The organism is Kamptonema sp. PCC 6506, assembly GCF_000180455.1.
In the GTDB taxonomy this organism is placed as follows: Bacteria; Cyanobacteriota; Cyanobacteriia; order Cyanobacteriales; family Microcoleaceae; genus Kamptonema; species Kamptonema formosum.
Genome location: NZ_CACA01000346.1, coordinates 1 through 17,683 on the forward strand (window position 1 = coordinate 1; position 17,683 = coordinate 17,683).

Annotated in this window: 14 protein-coding genes, 1 other RNA gene and 1 pseudogene; 9 read left to right on the forward strand and 7 right to left on the reverse strand. The window is 43.8% G+C overall.

The genetic code is table 11. The annotated features are described in order from the left end of the window. From OSCI_RS23870 to OSCI_RS23875, 3 genes and pseudogenes are all read left to right on the forward strand, one after another. Window positions 1-291: GNAT family N-acetyltransferase (locus OSCI_RS23870; RefSeq protein ID WP_039962951.1), on the forward strand; the 291-nt coding region annotated here is incomplete at its 5' end. A 17-nt stretch (window positions 292-308) separates the two neighbouring features. Continuing rightward, window positions 309-407, forward strand: a pseudogene (locus tag OSCI_RS31740) (pyrroline-5-carboxylate reductase); the annotation flags it as partial. Between the two features lie 11 nt (window positions 408-418). Next, window positions 419-1,009 carry a Uma2 family endonuclease gene (locus OSCI_RS23875; protein ID WP_007357754.1) on the forward strand — a complete coding sequence of 197 codons (591 nt, stop codon included), beginning with the start codon at window positions 419-421 and terminating at the stop codon, window positions 1,007-1,009. Between the two features lie 42 nt (window positions 1,010-1,051). Here the strand turns inward: OSCI_RS23875 and plsY are convergent, their stop codons facing one another. After that, complete coding sequence (gene plsY / locus OSCI_RS23880; RefSeq protein ID WP_007357755.1) at window positions 1,052-1,735, reverse strand: glycerol-3-phosphate 1-O-acyltransferase PlsY; 684 nt, start codon at window positions 1,733-1,735, stop codon at window positions 1,052-1,054. Window positions 1,736-1,851: 116 nt separating this feature from the next. Here plsY and OSCI_RS23885 point away from each other — a divergent pair, with 116 nt between their 5' ends. From OSCI_RS23885 to OSCI_RS23900, 5 genes are all read left to right on the forward strand, one after another. Continuing rightward, complete coding sequence (locus tag OSCI_RS23885) at window positions 1,852-4,563, forward strand: PAS domain-containing protein (protein ID WP_007357757.1); 2,712 nt, start codon at window positions 1,852-1,854, stop codon at window positions 4,561-4,563. A 127-nt stretch (window positions 4,564-4,690) separates the two neighbouring features. After that, a complete protein-coding gene (gene corA, locus OSCI_RS23890) occupies window positions 4,691-5,857 on the forward strand; it encodes a magnesium/cobalt transporter CorA (protein WP_007357758.1) in 1,167 nt (388 codons plus the stop codon). A 114-nt stretch (window positions 5,858-5,971) separates the two neighbouring features. Further along, window positions 5,972-6,368, forward strand: an RNA gene (gene rnpB / locus OSCI_RS28005) — RNase P RNA component class A. A 192-nt stretch (window positions 6,369-6,560) separates the two neighbouring features. Beyond that, window positions 6,561-7,274, forward strand: a complete 714-nt coding sequence (gene rnc, locus OSCI_RS23895; protein ID WP_007357759.1) for a ribonuclease III — start codon at window positions 6,561-6,563, stop codon at window positions 7,272-7,274. 126 nt (window positions 7,275-7,400) lie between these two features. Further along, window positions 7,401-8,504 (forward strand): Gfo/Idh/MocA family protein, encoded by a 1,104-nt coding sequence (locus OSCI_RS23900; protein WP_007357760.1) that lies wholly within the window; start codon window positions 7,401-7,403, stop codon window positions 8,502-8,504. A gap of 81 nt (window positions 8,505-8,585) precedes the next feature. On the opposite strand, the gene OSCI_RS23905 is transcribed toward OSCI_RS23900, so the two are convergent. Then, window positions 8,586-10,628: an ATP-binding protein gene (locus tag OSCI_RS23905; RefSeq protein ID WP_007357761.1), complete on the reverse strand. Its 2,043-nt coding sequence runs from the start codon at window positions 10,626-10,628 to the stop codon at window positions 8,586-8,588. Between the two features lie 479 nt (window positions 10,629-11,107). Here OSCI_RS23905 and OSCI_RS23910 point away from each other — a divergent pair, with 479 nt between their 5' ends. Next, the gene (locus OSCI_RS23910) at window positions 11,108-11,752 is read left to right on the forward strand and encodes a class I SAM-dependent methyltransferase (protein ID WP_026103701.1); all 645 of its coding nucleotides are present in this window, start codon (window positions 11,108-11,110) and stop codon (window positions 11,750-11,752) included. A 324-nt stretch (window positions 11,753-12,076) separates the two neighbouring features. Here the strand turns inward: OSCI_RS23910 and OSCI_RS23915 are convergent, their stop codons facing one another. The 5 genes from OSCI_RS23915 to OSCI_RS23935 all read right to left on the reverse strand — a co-directional run bounded on the left by OSCI_RS23915 (window position 12,077) and on the right by OSCI_RS23935 (window position 17,512). Continuing rightward, window positions 12,077-13,303 (reverse strand): DUF3086 domain-containing protein, encoded by a 1,227-nt coding sequence (locus tag OSCI_RS23915; RefSeq protein ID WP_007357763.1) that lies wholly within the window; start codon window positions 13,301-13,303, stop codon window positions 12,077-12,079. Window positions 13,304-13,652: 349 nt separating this feature from the next. Then, window positions 13,653-14,045, reverse strand: coding sequence for a DUF3119 family protein (locus tag OSCI_RS23920; protein WP_007357764.1), 393 nt, complete (start codon window positions 14,043-14,045; stop codon window positions 13,653-13,655). A gap of 676 nt (window positions 14,046-14,721) precedes the next feature. Continuing rightward, window positions 14,722-15,423: a methyltransferase domain-containing protein gene (locus OSCI_RS23925; protein ID WP_019487399.1), complete on the reverse strand. Its 702-nt coding sequence runs from the start codon at window positions 15,421-15,423 to the stop codon at window positions 14,722-14,724. A gap of 15 nt (window positions 15,424-15,438) precedes the next feature. Next, a complete protein-coding gene (locus tag OSCI_RS23930; RefSeq protein WP_007357767.1) occupies window positions 15,439-16,782 on the reverse strand; it encodes an APC family permease in 1,344 nt (447 codons plus the stop codon). A 19-nt stretch (window positions 16,783-16,801) separates the two neighbouring features. Next, window positions 16,802-17,512 (reverse strand): hypothetical protein, encoded by a 711-nt coding sequence (locus OSCI_RS23935; RefSeq protein ID WP_007357768.1) that lies wholly within the window; start codon window positions 17,510-17,512, stop codon window positions 16,802-16,804. Between the last annotated feature and the right edge of the window lie 171 nt (window positions 17,513-17,683).

Genomic DNA, 17,683 nt, shown 5'->3' on the forward strand with positions numbered 1-17,683 from the left:
TCGCTCCCCCGCTCCTCTGCTCTCAAAATAGGTTGTCTGTGGTTGGGAAATGCGATCGATCAGGTGAGTGGCGATCGCTACGCTCATATTTTTCTGCTATACGTAGATCCAGAACACCGACAGCGGGGAATAGGTTCAGCATTAGTTAGCCGTGCTGAGAATTGGGCCAGGGAAAGAGGCGATCGACAAATTGGTTTACAAGTCTTTGTCACTAATAAACCCGCCCTTAATCTTTACCAAAAACTCGGCTACCAAACCCATTCTCTCTCAATGCTAAAATCACTACACTAAACTAGAGTAAAACTTAAATTGCAGGAATTGCTAAACTAGAAACAGTAGGTTTTCGCTCCGCATTAATAGAAGCAGTGAAAGCGGCTTCTGTGCGTTCTAAAGAATTAGGTGAATAGGTTTTACTGCCATGCTGACTACTTTTAAATTAGATTTAAGTAAGTTTATCGAATTGACTGACGACCAATTTTACCAACTGTGTAGGGTTCACCCCGATTATAAATTTGAGCGCAATGCGAAAGGAGAACTACTGATTATGTCGCCAACTGGAGGAGAAACGGGAAACTGCAATGCCGATCTAACTTTTCAAGTGCAAGGTTGGAGCCGCCGGAATAGTAACTTAGGCATTGCTTTTGACTCTTCCACTTGTTTTAAAATGCCAAAAGGTGGCGATCGTTCTCCTGATGCTTCTTGGGTAAGCCGAGAAAGGTGGGAAGCGTTAACACCTGAGCAAAAAAGGAAATTTCCGCCTTTATGTCCAGATTTTGTAGTTGAGTTATGCTCTCCTACAGATTCTATCAGAGAAGTGCGGGAAAAAATGCAGGAATATATGGAAAATGGTGCGCGTTTAGGTTGGTTAATTGACCCACAAACGCAGATTGTAGAAATTTATCGACCTGGTAGAGAAGTTGAGGTTTTGCAGTCTCCGAGTACGCTTTCAGGTGAGGATATATTACCTGGATTTGTGTTAGAAGTAGCGCCTGTAATGGGGAATAATTGAATAATATTTAGTTCCGCTTTCTTCTGTAAGTTAATTACCTTCTCAAGCTTGTTCAATTTCCGATGCTAATTTCTCCCCAATTTTCGGCTCAGTACCATTCAACAACCGCTGAATATTAGCACGGTGTCGCACAATTACAAATACACCACCAGCAATTCCAAATAACTCATAGGCTAGGGGTTGACCAAAAGCAAACATCAAACCAGAAACTCCAATTGCCCCAATAATAGAACTCAAAGATACTATTCGCGAAATAGCTAAAACTAACCCAAAAATTCCGAAAGTTCCTAAACCCACAGGCCAATATAAACCCAACAAAACTCCCAAACTTGTAGCCACAGATTTACCACCGGCAAAGCCTAACCAAATAGATTTACTATGTCCTAAAACCACAGCTAAACCTGCTAAAGTTGCCATCCAAGGCAATATTTCTGTAACATCCTCTATCCCTGCGGTTGCTGCTAGCTCAGAAGTGACATTGAGAGCATAGATATAGCGCGTCAGAGAAATTGCCGCTATCCCTTTCAAAACGTCAACCAGTAACACTCCCAAAGCGGGCCATTTACCCAAAGTTCTCAGCACGTTAGTTGCACCAGTAGAACCAGATCCCACCTCACGTAAATCGATTCCTAAAACCCATTTTGCTACACTATATCCCGTCGGAATCGAGCCTAGTAAATAAGCAGCCAATAACACAGAAAAATTTAAACTTAACCACAATCCCATAATGAATTTACCTCAATGTTCTGTTTTGAAAGTATAGCAACCGCCAGGGCGGTTACGATACTCCGATGCTCAGGGCGGGGGAGCAGGGGAGCTCTTGAGCAGGGGAGATGAAGGAGATGAGGGAGATAAATCTTCCCCATCCTCCACCTTCCCCATCCTCGATCGCCAGTTTCGCTGGCTACCCGCTGATAGTGGAAGATCGGCTAGTGGGGGTAATGGCAATTTTGAGTTATCAACCGCTGAGTCAAGGACTGCAAGAAACACTGTCATCTGTAGCAAATGTAATTGCCTTGGGAATTGAGCGCAAACGGGCGGAGGCTGAATTAAACTCAGCTAGAGGTTTCCTCAATTCCGTAGTTGAAAATTTGCCAGTAGGGGTTTTTGCCAAAGATGCAGAGTCGCTAAAATTTGTCTTGTGGAACAAAGCAGGGGAAGCGATCGCGGGCGTAACTAGCCAAGAGGCGATCGGCAAAAGCGATTACGATTTTCTTCCCAAAGATCAAGCAGATGCGATCGCAGCTAAAGACAGAGAAGTTTTGGCTAGCTATCAGAGCAATCCCTCAACTTTACCTGTACAAGATGTAGCAGAATCCCCCATCCAAACTCCCCACAGAGGTTTAAGAATACTACACACCCGCAAAATTCCCATCTTCGACAAAAGCGGAAACCCTCAATATCTCTTGGGCATTACCGAAGATATCACCGAACGCAAACAAGTAGACGAAAGCGTGCGCCTGTACGGTCAAATTGTCGAAAATATGCAAATTGGCTTATACGTTTACCGCTTAGAAGACATCAACGACGACCGAACTTTGAGAGCGATCGCCTCCAATCCTGCTACTACCTTATTTACCGGAGTAGAGATGGCAGACATTCTCGGAATGACCCTCGATGAAGTTTTCCCCCATCAGCGAGATAAAGGAATTCCTCAAGCATTTGCCTCAGTAATTCGCGAACAAAAAGCTGTAGAACTTGAAGATATTGACTGCTGCGAAGATGGGACTGTAATTCGCGCCTTTTCTATCAAAGCCTTTCCCTTACCCAACCACTGCGTCGGCGTTGCCTTTGAAAATATCACCTCTCGCAAAAGATTAGAATTAGAGCTAAAACTCGCCTTAAAACAAAGCGAACGTTCCCAACAACTACTCCGTACAGTCATCGACACCACACCCGACTGGATTTTTGCCAAAGACCGCAATTTTAAATATATATTAGTTAACCAAAGCTTTGCAGATTCTCTTAATATTCTTGTCGAAGAGATTCTGGGTAAAGATGATGTAGAAATCGGCTTTACTCCCACAGAAATATTTGGCAATAATGACCTCAGCATTCGAGGTTTTCGCAGCGATGACTCTACTGTACTCTCTGGGGAAATAGTTCATAATCCCCACGACCAATTAACTTTTGCCGACGGTTCCATCCACATTTTTGACACTCAAAAAATTCCCTTACGCGACGTGGAAGGCAATATATTTGCAGTGTTAGGTTTCGCTCATGACATTACTGGAAGGCATTTAGCTCAAGAAGCATTACGACAAAAAACTTCTGAACTAGAAGCCGTATTTCAAGCCTTACCCGATTTGTATTTCCGACTTAATATCAACGGCATAATTTTAGATTATCTATCAGGAACTTCATCAGATTTATATATTCCTCCCGAAGTGTTTTTAGGTCAACAAATGACAGAAGTTTTGCCCTTGAAAGTTAGCCGCCAATTTGAGCAGGCAATTCTGGAAACTTTTACCAAGGGAACTTTAGTTACTATTGAATATTCCTTACGAATGCCGCAGGGGAAACAAACTTATGAAGCGCGGTTATTACCCTTCGGTGATAGCCAAGTTATTATTCTTGCCCGCAACATTACCGAGCGCAAGCAGGCAGAAGCCCAGTTGAGACAAAAAAATCAGCAATTAGAGCTGACTTTGCAGGAATTGAGGAAAACTCAAACTCAATTAATTCAATCAGAAAAGATGTCCAGTTTAGGGCAGTTAGTAGCTGGAATTGCTCACGAAATTAACAACCCAGTAAGTTTTATTTATGGTAATATTTCTCATGCCAACGAATATGCTCAAAGCTTACTGCAACTGTGCAGTTTATATCAAAAATACTATACAAATCCTGCCCCCGAAATCATAGCATTAGCCGAAGAAATCGATCTCGATTTTTTGGTGTCAGATTTTCCACAACTGATGAATTCGATGGAAATGGGAGCAGATCGCATCCGCCAGATAGTTTTGTCTTTGCGTAATTTTTCTAGGATAGAAGAATCTGATATTAAAATTGTTGATATTAGTGAAGGCATTGACAGTACCCTGCTAATTTTGCAGCACAGATTAAAACAATCTGCTAGCAATCGGAATATTGAAGTTGTTAAAGAATACAGTGCTTTGCCTTTAGTTGAGTGCTACCCTGGCCTCTTAAATCAAGTATTGATGAATATACTTAATAATGCTATTGATGCTTTGTCCGATGTGAAAGCTAACGAAAACTTAGAAATAAAAAATTGCTCAGAAGGAGAAAACTTAGATATTCCTGTTTTACCTTTTACTTGTAACATTTTACCTTGCATTACGATTCGGACTATGATGTTAGAAAGCAATAGAATCGCTATTGTAATTGCCGACAATGGCCCAGGAATGCCAGAATCAGTGAAGTGTCGTATATTTGACCCTTTCTTTACTACTAAACCAGTAGGAAAAGGCACGGGTTTGGGATTATCTATTAGCTATCAAATTATTGTAGAAAAGCATGGCGGTATGCTAACCTGTATTTCAGCAAATGGATCGGGGTCAGAATTTGTGATTGAAATTCCTATTCGGCAGAGGTAATTTCTTAATTGTTGACTGTTAACAGTTAAGTGTTAACTGTTAATTAGTAATTGGGTAAAAATTCTCCCTCTCTCCCAGTCTTCCCCTCTTCCTTCTTCCTTCTTCCTTCTTCCTTCGTGAGGTAATTATGACATATAAAAGTGTAAAGGCTTTCAGTGCAATTGTAGAGCCACCTGAAGATGATGACGATGAGTCATACGTTGACTATTTTTATGACGATCCAGGTGCTCTCCCTGGCAATTTAGACTTAGAACCAGATGCACCTCCTCCTGATATTGTATTAATTGATTATAATGAAGCAGCAGCTACTCGCTCTCGCCTCACTTGCCCTCAAGATACATTACCCTACTTGGATACAGATTCTGTTTCTTGGATTGACGTACTCGGATTAGGTAATAATGAAACTTGGCGGCAAATGAGTGAAGTTTTTAATTTGCATCCCCTCGCTCAAGAAGATGTCGTAAATGTTCCTCAGCGGCCTAAAGTTGTAGACTATGAAGACCAACTTATAATTGTTGCTTGGATGGTGATGATGAAGCCGGATACAGAGACTTTTCACAAAGAGCAAGTAAGTTTAATTTTGGGTAAACATTATCTAGTGACTGTGCAGGAAGAACCTGATTATGATAGTTTTGGGCCTGTACGCGATCGCATTCGCACGGCAAAGGGAATTATCCGCAAAAAGGGAGCGGATTATTTGGTATACTCCCTGCTAGATTCGATTATTGATGGCTTTTTTCCAGTGTTGGAAGTTTATGGCGAACGCATTGAGGAACTAGAAGATGAAGTAGTGATGAACCCTAATCGCCAAACCTTAGAAAAAATCTATAAAATTCGCCGGGAATTGCTGACTCTCCGCCGTGCCATCTGGCCTCAGCGGGATGCGATTAATAGTCTGATTCGAGATGGTAATGAATTAATTAGTCCCGATGTCCGAGTTTATTTGCGCGACTGTTACGATCATACCGTTCAGGTGATGGATATGGTGGAAAGTTACCGAGAACTTTCTTCGGGTTTAATGGATGTTTATTTGTCTTCAGTTGGCAACAAAATGAATGAAATCATGAAGTTGCTGACTGTGATTTCTACCATTTTTATACCTCTAACTTTTGTTGTCGGCATCTACGGCATGAACTTTAATACTGAAAAATCTCCTTGGAATATGCCAGAGTTAAACTGGTATTGGGGTTATCCTTTGTGTTGGAGTGTAATGATTGCGATCGCATCAGGTTTAGTTTACTTCTTCTGGCGGCGTGGGTGGTTTGATAACTTTTCTACTATTAAGGATGATTAATAATATCAAAAGCTAGAATGTAGGATAAATTATTCTACATTCTGTCTTTTACATTCTCTTTTTGACAAAGGATAGCTAAGTGGACATAATTAAATGTAGAATAAAAAAGGGGAGAGAGTAGGCGCAGGCGGTTGCGGACTCCAAAGAGTCTGAGGAAAGTCCGGGCTCCCGAAAGCCCAAACTTGCTGGATAACGCCCAGTGCGAGCGATCGCGAGGATAGTGCCACAGAAATATACCGCCTACATTAGGAGCCTAAAGTGTTAAATTTTAGACTCAAAACTGTAGGTAAGGGTGCAAAGGTGCGGTAAGAGCGCACCAGCAGCGTCGAGAGGCGCTGGCTAGGTAAACCCCAGTTGGGAGCAAGGTCGGAGGAACTACGGTTGGTCTTTTACCAGTTCCGCTTGAATGCACCGCTAGAGGCATCTGGTAACAGGTGTCCCAGATAGATAACTGCCCTCTTAGCTGCTTGCAGTTAAGGGAACAGAACCCGGCTTATGTCCGACTCTTTCCCCCCTAATTATTCCAGTTTTACTAAATAATATCTCTGGGCAAATCCAGAATAATTTAGCTAGGACTTACCCAAAACCATCTGTAACGCCGCCATCTTGGCGGTAAAGAAACCGGGCATGATATAAGTTATGATTAAAATTAAACTCGGTTAATCGAGAGCCGTTCAGACCGAGGAAAGAGAGAGAAGAAAAAATGAATATTAGCTATCCTAGCCGTCAAAAGGAACTGGAAAAATTAGTCGAAAAATTAGGATTGCCCGATCGAAACCGCGTGAACTGGCAATTACTCGATTTAGCTTTAACTCACCCTACGGCCTCAACTCAAGCTAATTACGAACAGCTAGAATTTATCGGGGATGCAGTTGTGCGACTAGCTGCTTCTGAGTTACTATTTGAAACCTATCCCGGCAGTTCTGTAGGAGAATTTGCAGCGATTCGTTCCTTGTTAGTGAGCGATCGCACTCTGGCACAAATCGCTGACAGCTATGGATTTGGTCGTTATTTAATCGTTTCTAGCAGCGCCGCCTGCGACAAAGCAGGGGAAGAGTCACGGTTAGCAGACGCTTTTGAAGCAGTGCTCGCCGCCCTCTACCTGAGTACAAACACTTTACAATTAATTCGCCCTTGGCTAGACCCTCATTTCCAACCGCGAGCCGCTCAAATCCTGAGCGATCCCGCCCGCCAAAACTATAAAGCCGCTCTGCAAGAATGGACTCAAGGTCAATACAAAATTTTGCCAGAATATAATGTTAAGGAAACAGGGCGAGTTCACGGAGAAGAAGAACGTTTTACCGCCGAAGTATGGCTGCGAGGGGATTTACTTGGTGAAGGCAAAGGACGATCCATCAAAGCTGCTGAACAAGCAGCCGCGCAAGCAGCTTTTAATAAAGTAAAAACTAACAGTTAAACTTATTAATAAACGATCTACACAATTAAGTGTAAAATACGGATGACTAAAAAGCTGACTGCATAAGCCTTCTTCCTTCTCTCCTAGATAACTAAATTTTCTTTCTTCTTCCTTCTTCCTTCTTAAATGAAAATTGGAATTGCTGTATTAGGTGCAGGTCATTGGGGAATTCACCTGATCCGCAACTTCCTAGAACATCCCCACAGTCAGGTTTTAGCAGTTATAGACCCGCAGCCCGAACGCTTAGCTGTGGTGAAAAGTCTTTTTAATTTGGATGATAATGTGGTTCTAGCAACGGATTGGTCAGCATTGCAGAAATTGCCCGGACTAAAAGCAGTTGCGATCGCCACCCCAGCTTCAACCCACAGCACTCTCATCGCCGCCGCCCTTCATCAAGGCTACCACGTTCTCGCAGAAAAACCCCTCACTCTCAACCTCACCGAAGCTATAGAACTTTGTCAACTCGCTGAAAAAAAGCAACGTCAACTCTTCGTTGACCACACCTACCTATTTCATCCCGCAATCGAAATAGGAAAAAACACCATCCAAGCGGGAAAATTAGGTAAATTGCGCTACGGTTACGCCCAACGAACCCATCTTGAACCCGTGCGAAATGACGTTGATGCTCTCTGGGATTTAGCCATCCATGACATCGCCATTTTTAATACTTGGCTGGGACAAACTCCAAGTCAAGTCCAAGCAAATGGAACCGTTTTTATTAATAGGGAAAATACGGAGGATGGAAAAACCACAAATTACAAATTACCAATTACCAACTACCAATTACCACTTTATGATTTAGTTTGGATCGAGTTACTTTACCCAGATGGCTTTCAAGCATTCATTCATCTTTGCTGGCTCAATCCTGACAGACAAAGGCGCTTAGGAATTGTCGGAAGTAAAGGTACATTGATTTTTGACGACCTTTCAACTGATGCACCTCTGATGCTAAAATATGGTTATTTAGAGCCGGATGGCGATAATATCGGGATTACAGGTTCCTGGGATAGGGTTCGCGATCGCAATGCCACCTTATCTCAATCTTGGGAAAAATTACCCGTAGAACGAGTAGAGCCCCTCCAACAAGTTTGCGATCGCTTTCTAAATTGCGTCCAAAGTAACACACCATCTCCCATCTCTTCCGGTTGGGTAGGTGTCGAATTAGTGCGAATCCTCAGCGCCCTCAGCGACTCCCTGAAACTTAGCGGACAACTGATTACAATTTGTTAACAGTTAACTGTTAACTGGTAGTTACGTTTAATTTAACTACTAACTACTAAATACTAACGACTAACTACTAACGACTAACTACTAACGACTAACAATTACCAAATCTTCCTTGATAGAACCGCCAGGTAACTGTTTCGCAGGCAAAGCAATAGTTAAAGTAGTACCTTGATTTATACCTGCACTGTACAGCGAAATAGTCCCCGCCATCAACTGCATCAAATTACGTGAAATTGCCAACCCCAGACCATTACCGCCATATTTGCGAGTAGTCGAACCATCAGCCATCACAAAAGGTTGAAATAACTTATCCTGCTGCTCTTGGTCAATCCCAATCCCCGTATCTTCAATAGTCACCACCACCCAATCTTTTGTACCAGTGACCTGAGCCATATTATATACTGCATTCCCATTATAACTAGCACCATTATTGAGCAACACAGATTCAAGTCGGATAGAAATAGTAATTTTTCCTGAATCAGTAAACTTAATCGCATTACTCAAAACATTCAGAAAAACCTGCTTGAGCTTATCCGGGTCAGCATAAACCATAATCGGCTCCTTCAGGTCGGGTAAAATTAACTCCAGACCTTTTTGCTCAACTTCCACAACCTGCAAATCAACCGCTTCTTCAATCACCTGCGTGAGGTTGATAGTTTCCAGCATCATTGATAACGTACCTGATTCAATTTTGGCAATATCCAAAATATCATTGATAATATTCAGCAAGTGAATTGCAGCATCATAAGCACGCTGGACAAACTCCATCTCCTCATCTCGATCATCGCAATCACCATCTTGGACAAATTGCAGAAAACCGATAATGCCATTCAAAGGAGTTCTGAGTTCGTGAGAAATATTGCGTAAAAATTCATCTTTTAACTGATTAGCAACTTGCGCTTGTTTCGAGGCAACTTCCAGCTCTTCCGCCCACGATCGCAGACGCTCCACCATACTGTCGATCGCCTCCGCTAACTGATCGAACTCCCTAATTTTCAAATTGTGAGGAACCATCTGCGGAGATTCCAAACTCTTGACAGTCAGCGCATAATCTCTAAGTTTCTCCAGAGGACGAGCCAGATCGCGAGACAGATATAGAGTTGCCATAATACTCGCCGCCACCAACCCCACAATCAGATTCAACAAAACCTGTTGAATTTCTTCCAAACCAGACAGGGCATAATCTAAACGAGTAACCGCTAAAACTATCCACTTACTCTTTGGCTGATTCGCCATCGGACTAGGAACAGCAGCATATCCCGCCAGTAACTCCAGCCCATTTTTTTCAAAAGAAAATAGGTGTAAGAAAGCTTGTCCACCAGCGATCGCTCTCCTGACAATACTTTTTAAGCGATCGGCATCCGCCTCCTGAGCGATATTACGCCCCACCCGGTCAATATTAGGGTGCGCCAAGATTGTCCCATCTTGGTCGATCACAACCGTATAACCAGCTAAAGAACCTTTGGGAGCGCTAGTTTGCACTGGTAGAGGCGACTGCAAACTTAAAACATAGCGCAGTTGACGCGAATTTTGCTGCTGAATATAAACCGGCGCACTTAAAACCAAACTAACTTGAGTATTTGGATGAGGTTTAGCCTCCTCTAACCCATCAGCAGGAACAGCTAGAAATTCACCGTCATTCTCCGATTTCTGCGACTTTTGCTGTAGCGGCCACACAAGATTGATGTACACACTCTTATTGTTAACAAGCAACTGCTGCTGCTGCGGCCAAAACTTCTTCGGTAGCGACTGAATAGGTTGATTGCCACAAGTGCTAGCTGCAACTTTACCCGTCTGCAAATTAGTCAATTGCAAACAATCCACCTGAGTTGGCAATCTTTGCCCTAACTGGTTGATAAAATTTTGATAAACCTTCGGCGAGGAGGATTGCAACACAGAGCTTTCCGAAGCACCCAGTAAATTTGACTTCAGAGAGTTTACCCACTGTTCAATAGTTTCTGCCTTTCTACCGGCACTCTCCGTCAGATTTTGACGAGCAGTTTCCAGAAGCATTGAACGAGCTTTTCTATAAGTCACATACTCCCCCACCAGCAAAACTGGTACGCTGAGCAGTAAAATTCGCGACAGCAGAATACGGCGAAAGGAGGATGGGCCGACGCTTACCATAGGACATCTTTAAACTTAAGGTGCAACACCCAACAGCAACATCATCAAACAAACCAGATCGATCGAGCATCTTTCTAGGGTACTACTATTGATCTGAGAAAATGGTTGGAGAACAACAGTTCACACAATTATAGAAGCCAGTGCAGCATAATCTATTATTCAAAAGTTCTCAATAACTCAAGAGGGTGAAACAGTTTACACCAATAAACTGACATCCTAAAGGTGGGGTCGAAAACTCTAGATACAGACGATCGCAGGTAAAGCGCGATCGCTTCTCGCCACAGGGTCTCTCACTTGATACCCCGCGCATACCCTGCACTGCTCGATTTTATTCGACATCAACGGAATTTAAGTTTGAGCCTAGACACTATCAGGCTTGTACGCTCACGATCGGAGGTATCTATTGGTGAATAATAGCTCTGATACGCCTACACTAGACGTGAACTCGATCCCTACCCCCGGTCTCTCTAGCTTAATCGATGGAAAGAACCTCAAGCAAGTACCTATACTTTTACAGTAATAATCGCCCCAGGTATCACCATGCTTATTTGCTATCTCCACTGCTAGAAATGCTTGCTGTCGCTAAATCTACCAGCAACATCAAACCCCGCGTTTTGGATCTCGGTTGCGGGAACGGCAGTCTCAGCCATGCTATTGCTCAGCAAGGTTATGAAGTTATCGGAGTAGACAATTCGCCCCAGGGAGTGGCGATCGCATCTCAAAGTTTCCCTGAATGTCAATTTATCCAAGCTGATATTTATGATTTGCAGCATCCTGAACTCCTTCATTCATTTAATATTGTCTTAGCAGTCGAAGTCATCGAACATTTGCTTTATCCCAAAGAACTAATTAGAGTTGCCAAAAAATGTCTCAAACCAGACGGCCGATTAATTATCACCACTCCCTACCACAGTTACTTAAAAAATTTAGCTTTAGCTATTACTGGAAAAATGGATAAACATTTTACAGTTCTTTGGGATAATGGGCATATCAAATTTTTTTCCGTACCAACCCTAACCCAATTATTAAAATCTGAAGGATACACAGATATCACCTTCAAATTTGCAGGCAGATTACCCTATCTATGGAAATCAATGCTATCTTCTAGCACGCCCCCACCTTAAAACTGGTAATTGGTAATTGGTAATGGCTAATTGCTAATTGCTAATTGCTAATTGCTAATTGCTAATTGCTAATTGCTAATTGCTAATTCAGGACTTACGCTCAGGGTTCCAGAAACCGGGTTTTTGAGAAAATCTTTGGGTAAAAACGAAGTATTTTCGTCAAAAAACCCGGTTTCTTTGGTTGAGTGCGTAAGTCCTGTAATTGCTAATTGGGGAGAATAGGGGATTTACTCCCCATCCTCCCCTGCTCCCCCATCTTCCCCATCCTCCCCCTCTTCCCCTAGCCCCTAGCCCCTAGCCCCTAGCTATAACTAACTTGTTCTATCAAAAATCTTTAGGCATCAAATTCTGTGGGTCGGGAGCAAAGGCTAACCATAACGGAAATTGGAGCATTGACAGACTGATTTGATCCTCAGTCTCATCAATTATAATTAAAGGCAATTTTCCTTCTTTCACTAAGCGATCTGCTTTTTGTGCTACATCTTCCGCCGCCTCAAACAAAATAATTCCTCGTTCCGGGCCGAAGTCATTCCTAGTAATTCCTAGACAGTCTTGCAAACCTCTACGCCATTCTCCTAAACGTTCGGGACTGTTAGCTAGTACAAGAGTTCGCAAACGACCGCCGTATAGGGTTCTAAGTACAGAAATTACTGTTGAAGAAATCAAGATATTTTGCAAGCGGGAACCCATTGTTCGTAAAGCTCCCTTTCCACCTTGTGTAAAAAACCAATTCGAGACTTTTTCGGCGTGAATTGGTTCAAAAGTGCGCCGCAATTGCCAAGGCGGGCCGTAGTAGTCCGGGAGAGTGCGATATTGGTCGAGAATAAGCCGAATTTGTTTGGCTTGTTCTTGAAAACCTTGCTCGGTAAATCGGGGATTTGGAGGTGCATCAGCAGAGGATCGAGGCTCTTCAATAATTTGTTTTGGTTGTTCTTGTACTTCTGGTACTAAGTCTAATTGTTCGGCGGTACTTGCTAAATCTTGCAAACTTCCTACCAGATAGTCTTTAAAACCCTGAACTCGAATTGCTAAGTCTTGGGAAACGCCTGCAAAAGTGGTTCGCATTTCTTTTTGAATGCGATCGCGACGGCGTTCTAATTTTTCTACTTCAATTTGTAGTGATTGCTTGCGCTGTTCTAATTGACCTAAAGCTTCTTGCACTAAACGCCCAATTGCGGCTTGAGTGTCGCTGAGTTCCTGCTGCAAATTAGCTTTTGTCGCCAGCATAGTCTCAACTTCTTGTTTCAACTCCTGTTGTTGCTGTTGCAAGTCGATCGTTTGCTGTACTAACTTTTCGGTTACATTGTCTGTGATGTCTGTTAATAGTTCACTTATAGGATTTGGGTCGGCGGCGGATTCGCCTTCAGTAATTGGCTGTACAGCCGATTCATCAATGGCAGAGGCAATTGATAAATCCTCTGCCGGCTGTGCGATCGCAGACTCAATTGCCTCTGTCACAGCCTCATCCTTTGGACTGGAATCTTCTGGATTAACTGACACTTCAATTGCTTCTTGATGATGTTCTTGGGTTTGGGTTTCGTCTGAATTCATGGGGACTAGGGAAGAAGGGGCTAGGGGCTAGGGGTTAGGGGCTAGGGGAAGAGGGAAGAGGGCTAAGGGCTAGGGGAAGAGGGAGGGCAATGAATCATGGTTTTAGTCATCAACGAGTGTCCTAACCGTCTTGGCGGTTGCTATATAAGAAGAAAGAAGAAGGAAGAGGGAAGAGGGAAGAATGCTTATACAGCAAGCTTTTTAGCCATTCTCATCTTACGTTTAATTAGGTAAATTTACATAGCAGTTTTTAGTTGTATGAGAACAGGGTGACAGTTAACAGTTAACAGTTAACAGTTAACAGTTAACAGTTAACAGTTAACAGTTAACTGACTTCATCTTTCATTCTTCAGTCCTTTCGCGGACAGCGCTGTTCTAAACACGCCTGTAGCATTTTAGGATCGAAGAGTACCGGGAGGAAGTGAATGCTGTTGACTTCTTTAAAGTAGAACAGAATGGGTACGGCCGGCCAGAATACCCGCCAGTTAAGCCATTCTTGGTAGGGAAAGCGCCGGATTAGGTCTTCTTTGCGGTATACGTCTAAGGCTGTGTCAGTGAATTTCAGGCGGATGGTAGCGGCCTGATACATCAGAAACAAGCCAAAAAGAGCGATCGCTAAACTTACCACTTTTTGCACCAGCAGCAGAGGTAGGGAGATCCCGACTAGGATTAGGGGAATCGCGTAACTCGGAGTCAGTTCTATTGTCTGTGTCGAGTTGATGGATGACGAAGTTGCAGTCACAGGCTTAATCCCGACTTGTAAACGAATGTTGCTAATTATTTCATTTTATCTCGTAGGACTTGCGCCTGCTGATGGAAAAAATTGGATTGAATCTGGATTTATGAGAAAATGTCGCGATCGCTGTGGGTACGAAAAGAGGGGCCAGAGGTTAGCAATTAGGAATTAGCCTTTTGAAGGCGAAAAGGAGAATTTATATCCATTTCACATCTTATAATATAAATAAAATATAAGCTACTTTATGGTACTTTGTATAATTAATATGACTAGCTTGCTTCTTTACTAATAAGTAAATCCACCTAATTAAACATAAGATAAGGATGGCTAAAAAGCGGACTGTATAAACATTCTTCCTTCTCTCCTAGATAACTAAATTTTTCTTCCTTCTACCTTCTTCCTTCTACTTACTTGATTTAGAGAAAAAGGTTTTCGCCTTGCGATCGCTGGATTTTAGCCAGGCTCAATAATTTAAGGTTCGCAAGGCGAAAACCTGAAAAACCAGTAGTTCGAGAAAATTATCTCCCCGTAGTGACAAAACACGGATTAGACCATGCTTAGCACTAATAGGACTTACGCATTACTTACGTAACGCCGCCATCTTGGCGGTCAATGAACCGCCAAGATGGCGGCGCTACCGATCTTTTGCGTAAGTCCTGACTAATTTATTGTTGAAGCTGCGCTACCGCAAATTAGCAGGAGGATTTTCAGGTACAACCCAGTAGTAAACTTTTCTGCCTTCCACTTCTACTACCTGCTCAGGTTTCCAATCGCCCATATCGAATTCATGGGAAACAATGCGCGTACCTGGTTTTAATTGACTGAGTAATTTGGGGCGCAGTCTGACGTTAAGTTCCGGCAGTAAGTAAAGCGTGACAACTGTGGCCTCACTGAAGTTAGTTTGGAATAAATCTGCCTGACGAAACTCGACGCGATCGCTCACGCCTGCTTTTTGGGCATTCTCATTAGCTTCTCGAATGCGTTCTGGGTTGATATCAATACCAATACCCCGTGCGCCCACCTTTTGAGCGGCTGCAATTACAATCCGACCGTCGCCACTACCGAGATCGTAAACTACATCATTGGATTGCACATTTGCCAACCGCAGCATTTCATCCACAACCTTTACAGGCGTTGGCACGTAAACGACATCAGGTGTACGGGTGGGAGCTTCCGTTGTGGAATTAGAAACAGGAACTTCCGTTGTATTATTAGAAGTCGTTTCCACTCGATCGGCAGCAGAATCAGTTTGAGAGTTAGTAGTGGGACTTGGAGCCACTGTCTCAAAGTTACGCATTTGGCTACAGCCGATTCCAGCAAGACTGAGAATGCTAACGCCAATAAAGAGGGAGCGTTTAATAGTTTTGTGTTGCACGATTGTCATCTCCAAAAAAGTTTGCTATGTACTATGACGGACAAAGGGAAAACCCAGTAAAACAACGATGACCCCCGCGATCGCACCGATGCCTGCATAGATTAGGCTGGAGTAGAGTAAATAGCCGCAAATGGCACAGAACAACAGCGGAACGATGGGGTAAAGCGGGACGCTAAAGGGGCGGATGCGATTGGGTTCTCGAATGCGTAAAACAATTAACGACAGAGTGCTCAGTAGAAAGAAGAACCAAAAGATGGGCGCAGTATAGTCCACCATTGTTTCAAATCCTTTGCGGGTGAAGGTTCCCAGCCCAACCAGCATCAGAGCGATCGCGCCTTGAAATAAATAAGCGGTTGTAGGTGAACTCGGATGTGGATACCAGCGTCCCAACCAGCGAAAGGAAGATACATCCTGTCCTAGAGCAAAGCTACTGCGTGCGCCCGTAAAAATGGTGCCGTTGATCGATCCCAGCGTGGCGATCGCAACCAGTAAACTCACAAAGGCGGCTCCCGGCTCACCCAGCACTCGCCGCAATAAATCGGCGGCAACAGCTTGAGAGTCTGCCATACCTGCGACACCCAATCCCCGCAGATACGCCAAATTAATCAGCACATAAAGTCCTGTAATGATGCCAATACTCCACAGGAAAGAGCGGATGATATTGCGCTGCGGGTTATGAATTTCGGCAGAAATGTAAGCGGCTTCATTCCAACCGCCGTAGGATAGCAGCACGAAGACCAGCGCTAAGCCCCAGGAAGAGGTAGGGGAGGCATCGGCGGGAAGGGACGGGGTGGGAGGAAGGGAAGATGTCAGACCCACTAGGATGACCAGCAATAAGCCTAAAACGAGTATCACTGCTAGCCCGTTCTGGAAGTGTTTGCTTTGGCGCAGCCCAATGATATTCAGCATTGTCAGCAGGGCGATCGCGACTGCGGCGTAAATGGCAGGCGAGTAACCACCTAGTGGCAATAGCTGAGAGGCATAGTCGCCAAACACAAATGCCAGCAACGCGATCGATCCAGTCTGAATCACAGTCATGCGTGCCCAGGCAAATAAAACCGCGATCGGTTGCCCAAAAGCCCGTTTCAGGTAGTAATAGTTACCGCCGACATGGGGATAGGTCGTAGCTAATTCGGCATAGCAAAGTGCTCCCAGCAATGACACCACACCACCAATCAGCCAGACTCCAATCACACCACCAACCGTGCCGGTATTAGCAGCAACCAAAGCAGGGGTTTCAAAAATGCCTGCACCGATTACTAACCCAACAATCAAGGCGATCGCATCAATTAGACTAATGGATGGTTTTGGAGCCGCGCTTTGAGGTTCTTGACGTTCCAGCAGTGCAATGTTTTCTAATCTATTCACAGTTTTACCTTCTCAACGACTAGAAGTTGTAACCGACACCTAGCCGTAAACCAACTTCCGTTTTGCCCAAAAATCCGACGTTGACACCTGCGTTTGCCGTAAATTCCTCCGATAAAGGAACATCGACACCACCTGTAACCAGTGCGCGTACTACGCTATCGTTACCTGTCGAAATCACAGCACCACCTCCCACATAGGGCGCAATACCGACTCGTCCATTAGCAACAGAACGAACTGGAAAATCAACGGTGACAGGTAGTAAAAGAGCCGGTTCGCTGCCAACGGCGATCGCAGGGCGGGCGGACAAATTATTGGTCAACCCAATTTTGCTGAAAATGGTAAAACTACCCCGCCCCAAATCAGTGCGTCCGCCAAAGCCAATATTTGCACCCACGCCAACGTAGCTTGGCCCCGATAGTGTCGCTCGACCAGGGGGTACTGCTTGGGCAACCGTTGGGGTTGCAGGTTCTGATATTGATTCAGGAATTGGGTCAATTGTCTGAACCGATAACGTTTCAGCCTGCAAACTGGCAGCAGAGGTTAAAACCTTGTCGGGTATGGGTATTGTTTTGGCTTCCAAGGGTGATAAATCTGAGGAAAATTCAGAAGTAGCAGTTGGTTGAGGGGTAGTTGGCAGAGGTTCAGCGTAAGCCGATCGCCCACTCAGAAAAAGTAGAATTCCTGCCAGACTGGAAATGAAAAAGAATTGCTGGAACCGAGAAGTCTTCATCGTCAAAAACCTATTCTAAGATAGGGCAAACAATCAATGACTATCTTTAGCTTCAATAGCAAATGTGACTGGAAAGTGACAGAGTTTAATTGCGCCAAGAAACCTATCGCTAGGCAGATTAAAGAACAAATTTTTTAAGAATCCCATCCCCTTTAGGGGTGATAAGTAGAA